This is a genomic window from Symbiopectobacterium purcellii (assembly GCF_052050035.1).
GTDB lineage: Bacteria > Pseudomonadota > Gammaproteobacteria > Enterobacterales > Enterobacteriaceae > Symbiopectobacterium > Symbiopectobacterium purcellii_A.
This window is the reverse complement of the sequence record NZ_CP189882.1, coordinates 1,078,442-1,095,332: the sequence shown is the minus strand read 5'-3', so window position 1 is coordinate 1,095,332 and position 16,891 is coordinate 1,078,442. Positions and strand designations below refer to the sequence as shown.

Here is a 16,891-nt window from a genome sequence, read left to right as displayed (position 1 = left end):
ATCAAGAACGGCGAGATTGACGTGAGAGAAAGGACGGTAATGAAGAGAGAATGGCGTAAACAGTTTGCCTGTTGTATCGGCATGATGATGTTGCTGCTGAGCGGTGTGTCCTCAGCGTGGGCGCAAACCGCAGGGTGGCGTCCTTTGGAGCAGGTTATTCGCAAGGGAGAAAACGATCCGCGTAATTATCAGGCGATAACGTTGGATAACGGCATGACGGTATTGCTGGTGTCCGATCCTCAGGCAACCCGTTCGTTGGCATCGCTGGCGCTGCCTATCGGTTCACTCGACGATCCCAACAGTCAATTGGGATTGGCCCACTATCTGGAACACATGGTCCTGATGGGGTCCAAACGCTATCCGCAGGCGGATGCGTTGGCTGAATTCCTGAAAAAACACGGTGGCAGCCATAATGCGAGTACTGCACCGTACCGCACTGCGTATTATCTTGAAGTAGAAAATGCGGCATTACAGCCCGCACTCGATCGCCTGGCAGATGCCATTGCCGAGCCGCTGCTTGATCCGGTTAATGCGGATCGCGAACGCAATGCAGTCAATGCGGAATTGACCATGGCGCGCTCGCGCGACGGGCATCGCATGGTGCAGGTGGGCGCGGAAATCTTAAATCCAGCGCACCCGGCGTCACGTTTTTCTGGCGGGAATCTGGAAACCCTGAAGGACAAGCCCGGCAGCAAGTTGCATGACGAACTGTTGGCGTTCTATCAGCGTTACTACTCGGCTAACCTGATGAAAGGGGTGATTTACAGCAATCAACCCTTGACGGAATTGGCGAAAATGGCGGTAGAGACCTTCGGGCGTATTGCTAACTGTCAGGCCAAGGTGCCCGCTATCACTGCGCCGTCAGTGACGGACGATCAGCGCGGTATCATGATTCATTACGTGCCAGCGCAGCCGCGCAAGCAATTGCGTATTGAGTTTCGCGGTGATGTCATGGAACAGACCGACCCTACCAGTCAGGCATTCCGCAGCCAAACCAACACCTATATCAGCTATTTGATTGGCAATCGCAGCCAAAATACGCTGTCGGACTGGCTGCAAAAGCAAGGGTTGATAGAGTCTTTGGGCGCAGGTGCTGATCCCATTGTGGATCGTAACGGTGGCCTGTTTGCTATCTATGTTACCCTGACAGATAAAGGCCTTGAGCGGTATGACGTGGTAGTGGCTGCCATTTTCCACTATCTGCAACTGTTGCAGCAAGAAGGCATCCAGCAGCGCTATTTTGATGAAATCTCTCGCGTGATGGCGCTCGATTTCCGCTATCAGTCCGTTAAGCGTGACATGGGCTATATCGAATGGCTGGTGGATACCATGATGCGCGTGCCGGTGGAACATACGCTGGATGCCGCCTATCTGGCCGATCGCTTTGATCCCGATGCGATTAAGCAACGTTTGGCCAGCATGACGCCGGAGCGTGCGCGTATCTGGCTGATAAGCCCTGATGCACCGCACAACAAAGAAGCTTATTTTGTTAATGCGCCGTATCAGGTCGACAAAATAGCCCCGGCTCAGTTTACCCGCTGGCAAACGCTGGGCGAAAAAATGGCGCTCACGCTGCCGACGCCTAACCCGTATATCCCGACTGATTTCTCGCTGATCAAGCGCGGTGAAGCGCAGAACTACCCGAAAATGGTGTTACAGCAACCAGGGTTGCGTGTGCTCTATATGCCGAGTCGCTATTTTGCCGATGAACCGAAGGCGAATGTCACAGTGTTGCTGCGTAACCCGATGGCGCAGGATACGGCTCGTCATCAGGTGATGTTCCTGCTGAATGACTATCTGGCGGGGTTAGCGCTGGATGAGTTGAGCTATCAAGCTTCGGTAGGTGGGATCAGCTTCTCCACCCGTGGGAATGATGGGCTAACCATCAATGCCAATGGCTATACGCAGCATTTGCCTAAACTCATGCTGGCGCTCGTTGAAGGGTACGCAAGCTATACGGCAACCCCTGCACAGTTTGAGCAAGCCAAATCCTGGTATATCCAGCAGTTGGATGCCGCTGAAAATGCCAAAGCGTATGAGCAGGCACTGGAGCCTGTTCAGGCGATCTCTTCGCTGCCTTATACCGAGCGAGAAGAGCGACGCGCCCTGCTTAAAGATATTTCGCTGGACGATGTGATGGCCTTCCGTGATGCTCTGTTGCGTGATGCTGCACCGGAAATGCTGGCAGTCGGTAACCTCACCGAAAGTCAGGTAACGAAACTGGCACAGGATATCAAAGCGCGTCTGGCGTGTTCAGGGCAAGTCTGGTGGCGTTCCCCGAGCGTGGACGTGGCGCGTACTCAGCTTGCCAACCTGCAACGTGCAGGAAGCAGCACCGATTCGGCGTTGGCTGCGGTGTATATCCCGACCGGTTACGGTGAAGTGCAGGGCATGGCGTACAGTTCGCTGCTCAATCAGATTATTCAGCCTTGGTTCTATAACAAGCTGAGAACGGAAGAGCAACTCGGCTATGCGGTGTTCTCCTTCCCGACCATTGTTGGCCGTCAGTTCGGTATTGGGTTCTTGCTGCAAAGTAACAGCCAGCAGCCTGCTTACCTGTACCAACGTTATCTGGATTTCTTCCAGAAAGCCAAGCCGCGCCTGCGTGCCATCAAAGCCGATGAGTTTGAGCAGTACAAACAGGCGTTGATTACCGAATTGAGTGAGCGTCCACAAACGATGAACGAAGAAGTTGGGCGGTTGCGTAACGATCTCGATCGTGAAAACTTTGCCTTCAACACCCGTGAGAAACTGATTGAAGCGCTAAAACCGCTGACGGTCGAGCAACTTGCGCGCTTCTTCGAACAGGCTCTGGCACCGCAAGGGCTGGCGGTGTTGTCGCAAATTTCGGGCAGCCATCACGGTAAGGCTGATTACGCTGCACCGAAAGGTTGGACGCTTTATCCCAATGCGTCAACGCTGCAACAGACGCTGCCAGTGAAACAGCGCGTGATTGAAAAACCACGCAGCGGCGTGTTGTCTGCTGAAAAAGTCTCGGCGGTTGAGAAAAAAAACGTGGTTGAGAAGGTTGTTCCATGAGTCAGGATACGCCGCGTACGCTTGATGTGCTTACGCTTCCCCTGTTTGGGGAGCGGTTGATTGAAGCGTCTGCCGGTACGGGTAAAACCTATACGCTGGCCGGGCTCTATCTGCGCCTGTTACTAGGGCTGGGCGGCGAGGCGGCGTATCCTAAACCTCTGTTGGTGGAAGAAATCCTGGTGGTGACCTTTACCGAGGCGGCGACTGAGGAACTGCGCGAACGTATTCGTTCCAATATTCATGCGTTGCGCCTGGCTTGCCTGTGTGGCGAAAGTGAAAATCCGCTTTTCTCGGCACTGCTGGCGCAGCTTCCCGATAAGCCGTCTGCAGCACAACTGTTGCTCGATGCTGAGCGACAAATGGATGAAGCCGCCATCTACACCATCCATGGTTTTTGTCAACGCATGCTAGGAAGCCATGCCTTTGAGTCCGGTTCGTTGTTCGATCAGGAATTGATCGAAGATGAACAGCTTCTTACTCGGCAGGCCTGTGCCGATTTCTGGCGGCGTTACTGTTACCCCTTGCCCTTCGATGTGGTTAGCGTCATTGATCAACTTTGGCGGGGGCCGGATGCGTTACAGCGCGAACTTGCCCCCTATTTACACGGCGAAGCGCCACAATTGCATAACCCTCCTGCTCCGGACGAGACGCTGTTACAGCGTCATCAGCAGATTCTGGCACGCATTGATGATATCAAGCAGCAGTGGCGGCAGGTGGCGGCGCAGGTGGAGACGTGCATTCTCGAATCGGATGTAGATAAGCGCAGCTACAGTAACCGTTATCTACCGGGCTGGGTAGAAGGCGTTAGCCTTTGGGCCGAAGCGCAAACCACCGATTATACCTTGCCAAAAGCGCTGGAACGGTTCGCTCAATCGGCGCTAAACGAGAAAACCAAAAAGGGTGCATCCCCTGTGCTTCCGGTGTTTTCGGCGATTGAAATGCTGCTTACCACGCCGTTGTCACTGCGCGATATTGTTATCGACCGGGCGTTACATGATATTCGCGCCACGGTGCGCAGCGAAAAATTGCGTCGCGCAGCCTTGGGGTTTGACGACCTGCTGAGCCGTCTGGATGAGGCACTGCGCCAGCCGCTGGGTGAGCAATTGGCGGCCTCGATACGTCAGCGCCATCCGGTGGCGATGATCGATGAGTTTCAGGATACCGATCCGCAGCAGTATCGTATTTTCCGCGCTATCTATGGTGAACAGCCCGACAGCGGTATGCTATTAATCGGCGATCCGAAACAAGCTATCTATGCCTTTCGCGGCGCGGATATTTTCACTTATATGCGGGCGCGTGCCGATGTTAAGGCGCACTACACGCTAGAAACCAACTGGCGCTCTTCCCATGACATGGTTAGCGGTGTCAATCGCCTGTTTCAATGCATCGATAATCCATTTATTTTTTCGGCGATCCCTTTTTTGCCGGTTAAGCCTGCACCGAGTAAACAGGGACTGCGTTTTGAGCTGGACGGCGTGTCGCAGCCTGCACTGCAATTTTGTCTATCGGGCTCGTCGGCATTGGGGACAGGCGAGTATCAACAACTGATGGCGCAGCAGTGTGCCATGCAAATTCGCGACTGGTTGCAAGCGGGTCAACGGCGTACTGCCTGGCTGGATAATGGTTGCCAGCGCTCTCCCGTGCAGGCATCCGATATTTGTGTTTTGGTACGCAGCCGCCATGAAGCGGCGTTGGTGCGTGATGCGCTGCGCCGCCTTGCTATTCCCTCCGTTTATCTCTCCAACCGTGACAGCGTTTTTACTACACCGGAAGCGCGTGAGGTGCTGTGGTTGTTGCAGGCGGTGCTGGCACCAGAACAAGAACGCACGTTGCGCAGCGCGCTGGCGACCTCCTTACTGGGATTCAGCGCGCAGCAGATTGATGCGCTAAACCAGAGTGAGGCGGATTGGGATGCACAGGTCGATACCTTCGCCGAATTTCGTGATCTTTGGCAGCGGCGTGGCGTGCTCCCGATGCTGCGCTCGCTCATGTCGCATTATCATTTGGCGGAAAACCTACTGGCTAGCCGTGAAGGTGAACGCCGGTTAACCGATTTTTTTCACCTGGGCGAGCTGTTGCAACACGCCGGGGCTACGCTCGACAGTGAGCATGCATTGGTGCGTTGGTTGTCGCAGCAGATTTTGCAGCCCAATCCTCAAGCAGAAAACCAGCAACTGCGGTTAGAGAGCGATCGCCATCTGGTGCAAATTGTCACTATCCACAAATCTAAAGGGCTGGAGTATCCGCTGGTCTGGTTGCCCTTTATTTGTCACTTTCGACCTCAGCCTGATGGCGTCTACCATGACAGACGCACCTTTCAGGCGCTGCTCGACGTCAATAGTGGGGAAGAAAGCCAGCAGTTGGCTGAGGAAGAGCGGCTGGCGGAAGATCTACGGCTGCTGTACGTGGCGCTGACGCGGTCGATTTACCACTGTAGCGTGGGGGTGGCACCGCTACAGCGCACCAGACGCAAGAGTGAAACGACTGACATGCACCTTAATGCGCTCGGCTATTTGCTGCAACGCTGCAAGGAGGCGGATGCGGAGACTTTGGTCGCTGCACTGCATGCGTTGGAAGGCGATGGCGTTGCGGTAAGCGCTGTGCGTGAATGGGATGGCATTCCCTGGCAAGACAGCGTAGAGAAGCCAGCGGTACTGCGCGCCAGTGAATGTAAGCGCCTGCTTACCAATAATTGGCGAGTGACCAGCTATTCCGGTTTACAACAGCATGGTGCTCAACAACATCCTCTACAGCTGGGAGGGGCGATGGCGCAAGAGCTGTTTCCCCGCCTGGATGTTGATGCCGCGTTGGACCCCCGCAACCTTGCCCCTGAAGAGAGTGAGCAAGCGCTCACCCCGCATACTTTCCCCAAAGGTGCAGTGCTGGGAACCTTCTTGCATAGTCTGTTTGAGACATTGGATTTTACCCAACCCGTCAGCGTTGAATGGCTGGAAGATCAGTTGACCGCTCATGGCATGGCAAGCGGTTGGGCACCCACCTTGCAGGTGTGGTTTTCGGCTTTGCTGCATGCGCCGCTGAATGCGGATATGGCCGCTTCTGATGCCCCATTGACGTTGGCAAGCGTACCCGCACAGCATCGGATTGCTGAGCTCGCCTTTTATCTGCCAATCGATGCCCCGCTACAGGCAACCGCGCTGGATGCTCTGGCAAAACGTTATGATCCGCTGTCAGCGAATTGCCCACCACTCTCCTTTCAGCAGGTGCAGGGGATGTTGAAAGGCTTTATCGACCTGGTGTTTTGCTGGCAGGGACGTTATTACCTGCTGGATTATAAGTCGAACTGGTTGGGCGAAAGCGCCAGTGCCTACACGCAGCCTGCTATGCAAGCGGCAATGATGGCGCACCGCTATGATTTGCAGTATCAGCTTTATACGTTGGCTCTGCATCGCTATCTGCGCCATCGGATGCCGGATTATGATTATGACCGCCACATTGGTGGCGCTATCTACCTGTTTTTACGCGGTGTCGAACCAGTTCTTCCCACGAATGGTATTTTCACCCAGCGCCTCCCGCGAGCCTTTGTTGAACACCTCGATCGCTTGTTCAGCGGTGAAGTGGCACTGTCAGGAGAACGCCTATGATGGACTTGCTGGCGACGGCGATGGAGCGCCAACTGCTGCGCCCGCTGGATGTACAGTTCGCGGGTATGCTGACCGATGGACAACCCGCACCGGTGCAACTGGCTGCGGCGTTGGTAAGCGCGGCGGCGGGCGCGGGCAACGTCTGTTTACCGTTAACGGAATTGCACCCTGATTTCCTGTTTGATGGTCGCGATCCTGCATTGGCGCATGCGCTGTGGGAGCTCGCTGGGCTGTCGGATAGTGCGGCGTGGCAGCAACACCTGCTGGCTTCGCCCGTCGTGAGCGATGGTCGTGAGACCACGCCGCTGGTGTTGCAGCACCAACGGCTTTATTTGCAACGCAATTGGCTGAGTGAAGTACAGGTGGCGGCCTTTTTTACCGAGAATCATGTCGTTGATATTTATACCGATCCCCGTGCCATACGCCGCGTGTTAGACCGCTTGTTTTCACCGCTTGATGCCGAGGTTGACTGGCAAAAGGTGGCTGCTGCCGTAGCGCTGACGCGCCGGGTCTCGGTGATTTCCGGCGGGCCAGGCACGGGAAAAACCACGACGGTGGCTAAACTGCTGGCCGCCATGCTGTTGCTGCATGAAGGGGATAGGCCGTTGCGCATACAACTGGCGGCCCCGACAGGAAAAGCTGCCGCGCGGTTGACGGAATCGCTGCGCAGTGCGTTAAGCAAACTTCCGCTTGAAGAGGCACAGCAGCGTCATTTGCCGCGGGAAGCGACTACGCTGCACCGTCTGTTGGGCGCGGTGCCGGACAGCCAACGCTTGCGCTATCATCAGGGCAATCCGCTCCATCTTGATGTGCTGGTGGTGGATGAAGCCTCGATGGTGGATCTGCCGATGATGGCAAACCTGGTATTGGCACTGCCTGCGACAGCACGGGTGATTTTCCTTGGCGATCGCGATCAGTTGGCCTCCGTTGAGGCTGGGGCGGTATTGGGCGATATCTGCCGTTTTGCCGCGCGTGGCTATAGTGCGCAACGCGTTGAGGCGCTCGAAAAGCTGACGGGCTACCGGTTGGTAGCGTCATCCGATGTGAGTCCTGTGGTGGCAGACAGTTTGTGCCTGCTGAAAAAGAGCTACCGATTCGATCAACACTCCGGCATTGGCATCATCGCGCGCGCGGTAAACGGTGGCGATGAACGTCAGGTTCGGCAGGTGTTGCAGAATAAACATGACGATTTGCACTGCATGCCGCTGGCGCAGGAAGAGGATTACCAGCAGATGGTGGCGCAGTGTGTAGCGGGGTATAGCGACTATTTGCAGGCGGTAGCACAGGAGCACGACGCCGCACAGGTGCTGGCGGCATTTAACCGTTTTCGTTTGTTATGCGCGCTGCGTGACGGCCCGTTTGGCGTCGCCGGTTTAAATGCGCGTATTGAGCAGGCGCTGCAACAGGCCGGGTTGATTCATCGCGGTCGTAATCCGACGAATCCCTGGTATTCTGGCCGACCGGTCATGATTGCACGTAATGATGCGCTGCTTGGCGTGTTTAACGGCGATATTGGGATCGCCATGCCGAATGAGGCGGGGGAGCTGCGCGTTTATTTCCAACTGCCGGATGGTCAAATGAAACCGGTCAGCCCGAGCCGCTTGCCACCGCATGAAACCGCCTACGCCATGACCGTGCACAAATCTCAAGGTTCGGAATTCGATCATACCGCACTGGTATTGCCGAACGGCTTTTTAACGGTGTTGACGCGCGAATTGGTGTACACCGCGGTTACACGCGCGCGCGCGCAACTGTCGCTCTACGCAGAGATAAGCATCTTATGTCGCGCGGTGAGAACACCGACGCGTCGCTTTAGCGGGCTGGAAACACGCATACTTTCCGGTACTTGAAACGTTAGAAATCCAGCTCTACCGGAATCGGGGGGCTGTGAAGCATCAGCTTGCTCTGTTTTGTTATGCGAAACGTAGCGGAATAGCGCATTTTGGCGCTGCCAGCGATCAGGTTATCCATTTCGCTAAACGCAAAACGCAGCGAGGCATTGCTGGCCCAAGGTGCTAGTTGGGTTAAGCGGTAGGTGAAATAGACCGCATTCATCCCCTGTGCCACTGGCTCAATCGTGAGGATGTGGTCAAGTTCCATGCGCCCAAAGCAGAGATCGCCTGCGGTACGCCACGCTTGCTCGGCTTGCGGCGTTAACTGATAGACAATGTTCTCTCCCTGACGTGTCTCCCGCGCCAATCCGGCATCTACCAGTGCCTGCATGCGCCCGGTGATCCAGGGCGCATCCTGGGCGTGGCTATATACCGGCCATTGTTTTACGCCGAGGCAATGCGCAGGCTCTCCGGCAAAATAGTCACGTAATGCCCGCTGATAGTCAGCGTTTGTAGGCTGTGCCCAAAGGCTGCCTGGGAACAATGCAGCCCAGGATAATAAAAGGAGCAGCGCGTATTTAAGGTTCATACCGTGTCCTTACTAAGCGAAAACCGATATCTGACATCATAAAACCCGGCGTGTGTGCATCACACCCGCTGCGCAGGTTGCCTTGTGCCATATAGCTCACGCCACAAAACAGGTAGAGCGTTTTACCGCCTTCAACCGCAACGGTATCGTTAAGCCACTGAGACACATTGCCGCTCATGTCATACAGACCAAGAGCATTAGGCTGTTTTGATGCAACGAGGCGAGTACCGAACGTGGTGGCCTCTTCAGAGGCGAAATGGGCAACGTTCTCTGGCGTGTTACTGCCAGCATAATAGAAGCCATAGCTTCTGTTCGCCAAACCGGGCGCGCCGCCTCTGGCCGCCACCTCCCATTCATTGCGTGATGGCAAACGATAGCCTGAGGCATGAGGAGCAGTGCGAAGGGTTTGCTCTGCGTCTGGCTCAGGCTGCTGTTTAAGCGGTTGCCCATCGCCGGCCAGATAGTAGGGCGTTAATCCCTGTCGAGCACTCAACGCATTGGCAAAAATAATGGCATCCCACCAGGAGACATTGGTGACAGGATGTTGGCCATCGTCTTGTTCTGGCGCAAGGCAGTCTTCGAAGTGTGCGCCGTTGCATCCACCTTCAATCGTGTAGCCTTGCTCTGTCGCCCATGCCAGCAGATCGTGATAAAAGCGATAGGTGACTGCGGTGGTCATGATGTTATAAGCAGTAAGTGAGGTGTTGGCGTGCTCGGCGTAGGCCTGCTGGCCAAAAACCGGACCAACGTAATAGTGGCCTGTTTTGACCGTGATTTCGTCAATGTGCAGCGGCGTGGCGCAAGCGGCCTGAAACATCAGCCCCATGCCGAGCAGCATAAAGAGTGCTTTGATCATGGTATTCCTGTACCGGTGTTGCTGTCCTGTATGGCCGCTGTGAGGGCTGGGCCGTGACGTGACGTGCATAACGTGAACATTCTACGCGCTGAGGCGCGATAAGTCTCTGCGCGATTGATCGGGGGGAGATAATGGCAATGCCGGTATACGGGGTTGCATACCGGCGTGATACGCGAGGACTACAGGTCAATCACCAGGATCTTGGAACGACGCTGGTAGTTATACAGCGGCGGAGAAATATCAGCATTTTTATTCAATGGGTTACAAGCAATCGATCGAATTACTCGAGTCTGTAAAGAATTTTGTGTAAATGGCTCCATTGCTTAACCGGAGATTCGTTCTCCATACATCAACATGAATTGGCTCATAGCAGGTTTCCAGTCTCTGATTGGCAAGGTCCATTTAGCAGAGATATTATGCAAGGCTAGATAGAGTAATTTTATCACCGAGTCATCCGTTGGAAATATTCGTCGCGTTTTCGTTATCTTGCGCAATGAAGCATTTAACGACTCTATCGCGTTGGTGGTGTAGATAACCTTGCGGATCTCCGGCGGAAAGTCAAAAATGACGATGAGACGTTCCCAATTATTTCTCCACGACGGGCTGAACGTCGGGAACTGCTCATCCCATTTGGCCGCGAAGGCATCCAGGGCCTCTTCAGAGCCCTCTAGCGTTGCGGAACTATAGATGGTGCGCAGGTCAGCAGCAACGGCCTTACGCTCTTTCCAGCCGACGTAGCGCAGCGAGTTCCGCACCTGATGCACAATGCAGAGCTGTACCCGCGTATGCGGGTAAACAGCTTCAATGGCATCAGGAAAGCCTTTCAGGCCATCGCAGCAGGCGACGAAGATGTCCTTTAGCCCACGACTTTTCAGTTCTGTCATCACAGATAACCAGAACTTGGCCCCCTCAGTTTTGGCTATCCATAGCCCCAGCAGCTCTTTTTCGCCCTGGCCGTTGACGCCGAGGGCCAGATAAACAGACTTGTTGGCCACGGCTCCGCCGTCCTGGCTTTTGACAACAATACAGTCAAGGTAAACAATGGGATAAAGCGCATCCAGCGGCCGTTGCTGCCAGCGCTTAACTTCATCCATCACAGCATTGGTCACTTGAGAAATGAAGCCAGCGGAAACATCGACCCCGTAGACTTCTTTAAAGTGTGCCTGAATATCACGGGTTGATAACCCTCTGGAATAGAGAGAAATAATGCGGTCATCGCCCCATTCCCACTCGAAACGCAACAAAACGGTAGAGGCTTATGCCACCAGTAAGTGCGTTAAAAATACCTCATTGGGAGAACGATAGCCCAGCGATTTTCTGCCCCTTGTATTGAGTATGTGTTCGAGTTCGGCAATCTTACGATGACTGACCTGACTGAAGTCTGTTCCCTTTGGGTAAAAACGTCGTATCAGCCCGTTGGTGTGCTCATTCAAGCCCCTCTCCCAGGAATGATAAGGATGGGCAAAGTAGACCTGCGCCCCTGTGATTTGAGTAATTTGCTCGTGCAGAGCGAATTCAGGGCCGTTATCAGCTGTTAGGGTCTTAAACTTGCAAAAGGTATTAGCTTCAATGTCCCTGAAAGCAGCAACCACAGTCTCCGCACGCTTATTAGGTAGTTTGCGAATAATGACGGTTTTCAATGCGTTATCTACGATGGTTAACAAGAATGACTTCTGGTCTTTGCCAAAAATAGTGTCAATTTCGAAGTGGCCAGGCTCCTGTTTAAGCTCGGCTTGAGCTGGGCGATACTCAATACCAACACGGTTGGGAATAGGGCCTGATTTGAGGTTTTCGGCATTGTACCTGTAACGTTTTCCCCGATGAGGAAGTTGCTGATATAGCTCCCCGCCAGCCTGTCTCTCCTGCAGGATATAGCGATAGAGCGTATTCTTGCTGACAGATATACCGAATTCCAGGTGCAAACGGCCACTGATGATTTCAGGTGAAGAGTGAGTGGAAAGCGCCTGCCTGATGAAGTTCTGAATGTGTGGCTCCAACGGGTAAAAAGCATTGTTTGGCAGAGGCTTATGACGGCGTTCCCGGGCCAGAGTGTCCGCCCTTCTACAGCAGTAGACACCATTGAAAGTAGGGTCGGTATTGCGTCTGAGTTCCCTGCTGATGGTCGAGCGAGGCAGAGCACGCTCTCTGGCGATGGTAGCTTGGTTGACACCTTCACCACGCCGCTTTTCGATGTAGAACCGTTCTTTCTGAGTCAGATGTTTTCCCTGCATGCAACAGGCTCTCCAGTATGGCCAGAACGGTGATTTTATCCGACTCTGGCAAGTGGGTCACTTTGTTGCGTTTCGAGTGGGAATGGGGCATCGAAGCCGTTAAGCTGTTTTTCGTTCTTACCGATCAGTGTCGGCTCGAAGGTATAGCTAAGCGACATTATTTTGATAACAGCCAGCTATGCTTCTTTGCCACATATCAGGGCATCGGCTGTAATCATTTTTAAGTCGGTTGGCTATACTGTTGCGGTCGCGCGGAATATCGAGCTCGATCTCCCCATTTTGGCTACGTACGCTTTTGGATGTCTTGCCATTGCGGGAGTTGCCTGAATGATTACCTGCCGGGTCATGCTTAGCATACCCAAGGTGCATCTCCATCTCAGCTTCCAGAACCCGTTCCGCCAGTCTTTTAGTCAGCACCTTGAGTAGGCCTGATTCACCCAGCAGATCCTGAGGGGAGTGACAATCTTGAAGCAGTTGGTCAATAAGTTCGTTGCTGATAGGCATTTTGTTATCCTTTGAAGGTTTTCCTCAAAATGCCATTTACACAGATCTTTTTACACTCTCCTCCTTGAACAGACTTTTGAGGTCGTGAATTTCTGCTTCTTGTTCTTTGTTGACCAGTACCAGTGCAGCTTCACTCTTTTTCGATTCCAGCAGTGCTTCCAGCGCAGAGATGTAGTTTTCCGGCAAGGCAGGTGTAGCCGCCAGTTTTTCGAGGTCATGCCAGCGTTTGATAACGCGCATACGGTGAACAGCGCTATAGCCGGTAAGCAGGCATTCGGTGTGGTCGCGGTCGAGTAGGTACTCAGTCTGCTGGCGATTCATGGAGTCCAGATAGATGTGCGCAAATTTGCTCACATCTCCCTGTAGGTCAAAAATCATTCGTTCAATGTCTCGTTTTACATCTGGATGGCGCTTTTCTGTCAGTTCAGCAATCTCACGGCTGGACATGGTTAATGTTTGTGCAATGGTCAAATTTTGCATACAGGTATACCTCGTTGGTTAAAACGATAATGGAACCCGGCACGATACCGGGGCGGGATGATTAGCTACCGAGTTTTTTAATTAGATCGTCTTTGTGTATGACGAGATAGTCAGCTCGACGCGCAATCTCGAACAATGTATCGAGACTGGCAACGTATTCGTCATTAGCGATTGGCCGGGAGCTGATGACTTTATTATCTTGAAGGGTAAGTAGTATTTCGTTGGTTACGCCACTGACGGCAACTGCTCCATGAAGCCGCTCTTCCATGCGGTTAAACTCCGCGATGTAAGCTTCCTTAAACGCTGCTGCCTTTTTGCCGGTAAAGCCCATGACGAGGAAGACGAAGCCGTCCTTGGTCATGGTATACATCGGTAGTTTGCGGCCTCTGCTGTCGGTGTATTCACTCGACACAAAATTGTGTTCAGTAAACTAGTTGCTGAATAGAGACTTGCATTTTTTGTCAGGCTATTGAGAATAAAAAGAGGTTTAACTTAGAGAATAAAGGTTTGAAATGATCAACAAAGAGCGGTTGTTACGAGATAATCGTTTATGTAAAGCAATCATTGGATTATCAGTCGAAGAATTGAAAAATTTAGCCGCTGAATTTTCAGCTTGTTATTTGATTTATCGGAAAAAGAATCGAAAAGATCACGAGCGGCAGATGGGTGCAGGGCAGAAAGGATTTATCCCAACCCCATTAGATAAACTGCTTTTTATTTTATTGTATTTAAAATGTTATCCGACCTGGCTTTGTTGAATAATTTAACCGTTTGATTTACATCTTCTTTAGTTAGAATGCATTTACAGAGAATGTATTTTGTTAGAACGACAAATCAAATAGTTAGCACAATAAAAAGCATTCCGAGAGGAAAAATTAGTCGTTGAAATTTTATAATGCTTATATAAATCAGTATCTTAAATTATTCAACAAAGGGCTTTGTTGAATAATTTAACGTTTTGATTTACAACTTCTTTAGGTGGGATGCATGTACAGAAAATGTATTTTGTTAGAGCGATAAATCAAATAGTTAGCACAATAAAAAGCATTACGGTAGTAAAATTTAGTCGTTAAAATTTTATAATACCCATTTAAATCAGTATTTTAAATTATTCAACAAAGCCTCAACAAAGCCATCCGACCTATGATTTGCAAGGACTTCTTTTTGGTTTAGATAGAACACGGGTATGTCGCTGGGTAAAAATATTATTGCCGGTTTTAGAGATGACCTTGGGGCGAGAATGTGTTTTGCCCGCTCGTCAAATTCGCTCTGCTGAGGAATTTTTTCGCGCCTTTCCTGGAGTTAAAGACGTCTTTATTGATGGGACAGAGCGACCTGTCCAAAAGCCTAAGAATCTGCGTCGGCGAAAAAAAATGTATTCGGGAAAGAAAAGACAGACCACTCGAAAAGGGCTTATTATGACTGACGAAACAAGGCAAATTGGATTTATCCCCATGAGCAAAAATGGGCGCGGTCACGATAAACGCTTACTCGATAAAGTCGATATAATTCGCCATATTCCTCCTGAGGTAACCATCTGGGCAGATACCGGTTTTCAAGGTATAGATAAACAGCATCCTAATACACAAATCCCAAAAAAAGGAACTCGAAAAAGACCTTTATCGCCTGAACAAAAACAAGAAAATAAAATAATCTCGGGCATCCGTATTACAGTTGAACACGCCATCGCGGGTATCAAGCGCCTCGGTTGCATGACCCAAATTTTACGGAATCGTAGACCCTTTATTGATGATACCTTCTTACTCCTTAGCGCCGGTCTTTGGAATTTCCATCTCAGAACAGCGTAAAATTTACTTCAATCACCGAAACACCCTTATTTCACTATTAAGCAACACGCTTAGTGAATTTTGGCGAACAATCTAAGTTACGAATTTTATCCAGAACACGCTCATGGCGCTTGCCAAAGTAATCAGCAACGTTTTTAGATGTGGTTAGGGCTTTACCATTGTTGATAAATACGCGAGGTTCTTCAGTGTGCAGGTTTTCTGCTAATGCTGGAAGGGCCATAGTAGCCTCCGATGGTTGTATTTAAACTATCCACCACCGAAGCTGCGAAACTTACTGGTGGTGAACTGAACAGGGTTCGCAGTACCGGATACAACCAACCGGCGAGCCTTTCAGCTCCCCTATCCAGTCCACCATTGAGATGCGGCTAAATTGCGACATAAAAAAACACGCTCGCGGCGTGCCATTCTGTCGCGGTTGTATCTGGCGGGCTGCGAAACCCGGCACCTGAATTTGCAGATGCAGAGCGACTATAGCGCATGGGTTCTCCTTGCGTCAACTAAATAACTGTTAACTGTTCCGAATAGTGCTACACTTTGGGCTTGCCCTTAGTAAGGCAACGAATTACAGCACTTTACACCGTAAAGCTGTATTACATCTGGCTTGCGATGTATATTGACTTAACCTCGGCTGTCACCTGCGGCTTTGTTGAATAATTTAATCGTTTGATTTACATCTTCTTTAGTTAGAATGCATTTACAGAGAATGTATTTTGTTAGAACGACAAATCAAATAGTTAGCACAATAAAAAGCATTCCGAGAGGAAAAATTAGTCGTTGAAATTTTATAATGCTTATATAAATCAGTATCTTAAATTATTCAACAAAGCCGTCACCTGCCATAAAACCTCAGGTGTAGTGGTATTAAAAACAGTTAATTAGCAGTATGAAACGGGCTTTGTTGAATCAACAGATTTTATGCTGCCTCTTCAGTGAAACTGCTGATCCTAGTAACGTAAAATCATGTAGTTAGCTCGTGTAAGAAAGCGAGTACACATAAGGTAACAAGCATTTTTTGCCGAAAAATAATGTAAAACAGCACAATTACCTGTGATTCAACAAAGCCTATGAAACGGTACATGTTACAATTTTTTATATGGAGATTATTTTTAATTTTTGAGGAGATAATCATGAGCCACTTAACACCCTTATCTTTCCCTTTTACAGCTTTTTGTAGTGAGATGCCAATGAATGATTATTCAGCTCCAGATATGAAATGTGGTGATCTTACAGAAATTCAATTGAAAAATGATTTTAAATTATCATTTGTTTCTTTTAGAGTAGACCCTTACAAGAATGAAAGGAAATGTATTTTTGCTAAAAGTAAGAGTATTTCCGACGAACAGCTTATTACAGAGTTATTTGATGAATTCCGATTTTATGCTAGAGTATTATCGTTTGGTCCTTATTCAGGCATAATACAAAAGATGATACTAAATTTTAGAAACAATAAGGGTGATTCATTTTCTTCTCCACTTCTTGATAAGGCATTGAATGAATTAATACTCAATGACAAAAGAAATGATAGTATTTTTAATAAAATTAAATCTACAATTAATGAACATATCGATTGGGATCAGGGTTTTTTTCCGGATAATAAAAAAGAATATATAACTAAAAGTATTGCGGCAGCTAAATCACTAGAATTTACTAGACTAAAAGATACTTTCAATGGGCTTGGCCTTGCGGTCCACGGAATAAGTTCACTTATTATTACAGTTCAATCAATTTTTGTTAAAGAGGATAAATATTATGCTACAATTAATTTTCAGGCACAAGATCATTTTGGGTTAGATGATAGTGATATCCTAGATGTCAGGTTTCATAATTTTATGATATTTCGTATTTGGTTCATACTTCAGCGTTGGAATAAGTTTAGCTTTAAACCTTTCATGACTAATATGCAAGCAACTGTTGTTATTTCAGAGGGAAAAAGCAATTATATTTAATAAA

The 16,891-nt window shown here is 50.3% G+C and carries 13 protein-coding genes and 2 pseudogenes; 6 read left to right on the top strand and 9 right to left on the bottom strand.

Going from position 1 to position 16,891, the window contains the following annotated elements; genetic code table 11:
• Nucleotides 1-39 precede the first annotated feature (39 nt).
• The 3 genes from ptrA to recD are packed head-to-tail and all read left to right on the top strand — an operon-like array spanning nucleotide 40 to nucleotide 8,491.
• The gene (gene ptrA / locus ACQGXV_RS08420; RefSeq protein WP_440866151.1) at nucleotides 40-3,039 is read left to right on the top strand and encodes a pitrilysin; all 3,000 of its coding nucleotides are present in this window, start codon (nucleotides 40-42) and stop codon (nucleotides 3,037-3,039) included.
• Nucleotides 3,036-6,641, top strand: a complete 3,606-nt coding sequence (gene recB, locus ACQGXV_RS08415) for an exodeoxyribonuclease V subunit beta (RefSeq protein ID WP_440866150.1) — start codon at nucleotides 3,036-3,038, stop codon at nucleotides 6,639-6,641. The genes ptrA and recB overlap by 4 nt, the downstream gene beginning before the upstream one ends.
• A complete protein-coding gene (gene recD, locus ACQGXV_RS08410; protein ID WP_440866149.1) occupies nucleotides 6,638-8,491 on the top strand; it encodes an exodeoxyribonuclease V subunit alpha in 1,854 nt (617 codons plus the stop codon). Before recB ends, recD begins: the two co-directional genes overlap by 4 nt.
• Before the next feature lie 4 nt (nucleotides 8,492-8,495).
• Here recD and ACQGXV_RS08405 read toward each other — a convergent pair whose 3' ends face one another.
• The 8 genes and pseudogenes from ACQGXV_RS08405 to ACQGXV_RS08370 all read right to left on the bottom strand — a co-directional run.
• Nucleotides 8,496-9,062, bottom strand: coding sequence for a carbapenem biosynthesis protein CpmH (locus ACQGXV_RS08405; protein WP_440866148.1), 567 nt, complete (start codon nucleotides 9,060-9,062; stop codon nucleotides 8,496-8,498).
• On the bottom strand, nucleotides 9,052-9,918 hold the full coding sequence (locus ACQGXV_RS08400) for an SUMF1/EgtB/PvdO family nonheme iron enzyme (RefSeq protein ID WP_440866147.1): 867 nt from the start codon (nucleotides 9,916-9,918) through the stop codon (nucleotides 9,052-9,054). Before ACQGXV_RS08400 ends, ACQGXV_RS08405 begins: the two co-directional genes overlap by 11 nt.
• Nucleotides 9,919-10,241: 323 nt before the next feature.
• A pseudogene (locus tag ACQGXV_RS08395) lies at nucleotides 10,242-11,135 on the bottom strand (IS256 family transposase); the annotation flags it as partial.
• A gap of 39 nt (nucleotides 11,136-11,174) precedes the next feature.
• Complete coding sequence (locus ACQGXV_RS08390; protein ID WP_440866146.1) at nucleotides 11,175-12,149, bottom strand: IS30 family transposase; 975 nt, start codon at nucleotides 12,147-12,149, stop codon at nucleotides 11,175-11,177.
• A 35-nt stretch (nucleotides 12,150-12,184) separates the two neighbouring features.
• The gene (locus tag ACQGXV_RS08385; RefSeq protein ID WP_440866145.1) at nucleotides 12,185-12,307 is read right to left on the bottom strand and encodes a hypothetical protein; all 123 of its coding nucleotides are present in this window, start codon (nucleotides 12,305-12,307) and stop codon (nucleotides 12,185-12,187) included.
• Nucleotides 12,297-12,653, bottom strand: a complete 357-nt coding sequence (locus ACQGXV_RS08380) for a transposase (RefSeq protein ID WP_440866144.1) — start codon at nucleotides 12,651-12,653, stop codon at nucleotides 12,297-12,299. The genes ACQGXV_RS08385 and ACQGXV_RS08380 overlap by 11 nt, the downstream gene beginning before the upstream one ends.
• Nucleotides 12,654-12,689: 36 nt before the next feature.
• Nucleotides 12,690-13,133 (bottom strand): Rha family transcriptional regulator, encoded by a 444-nt coding sequence (locus ACQGXV_RS08375; protein ID WP_440866143.1) that lies wholly within the window; start codon nucleotides 13,131-13,133, stop codon nucleotides 12,690-12,692.
• Nucleotides 13,134-13,386: 253 nt separating this feature from the next.
• A pseudogene (locus ACQGXV_RS08370) lies at nucleotides 13,387-13,563 on the bottom strand (Rha family transcriptional regulator); the annotation flags it as partial.
• Between the two features lie 82 nt (nucleotides 13,564-13,645).
• On the opposite strand from ACQGXV_RS08370, the gene ACQGXV_RS08365 reads away from it, so the two are divergent.
• Nucleotides 13,646-13,891 carry a hypothetical protein gene (locus tag ACQGXV_RS08365; RefSeq protein WP_440866142.1) on the top strand — a complete coding sequence of 82 codons (246 nt, stop codon included), beginning with the start codon at nucleotides 13,646-13,648 and terminating at the stop codon, nucleotides 13,889-13,891.
• A gap of 390 nt (nucleotides 13,892-14,281) precedes the next feature.
• Entirely contained in the window at nucleotides 14,282-14,941 is a 660-nt protein-coding gene (locus tag ACQGXV_RS08360; RefSeq protein WP_440866141.1) for a transposase family protein, read from the top strand.
• A gap of 37 nt (nucleotides 14,942-14,978) precedes the next feature.
• Here ACQGXV_RS08360 and ACQGXV_RS08355 read toward each other — a convergent pair whose 3' ends face one another.
• Nucleotides 14,979-15,161, bottom strand: a complete 183-nt coding sequence (locus tag ACQGXV_RS08355) for a hypothetical protein (protein ID WP_440866140.1) — start codon at nucleotides 15,159-15,161, stop codon at nucleotides 14,979-14,981.
• Nucleotides 15,162-16,068: 907 nt separating this feature from the next.
• Between ACQGXV_RS08355 and ACQGXV_RS08350 the strand changes: the two genes are divergently transcribed.
• A complete protein-coding gene (locus ACQGXV_RS08350; RefSeq protein WP_440866139.1) occupies nucleotides 16,069-16,887 on the top strand; it encodes a YPO3983 family protein in 819 nt (272 codons plus the stop codon).
• The last annotated feature ends 4 nt before the right edge of the window (nucleotides 16,888-16,891 follow it).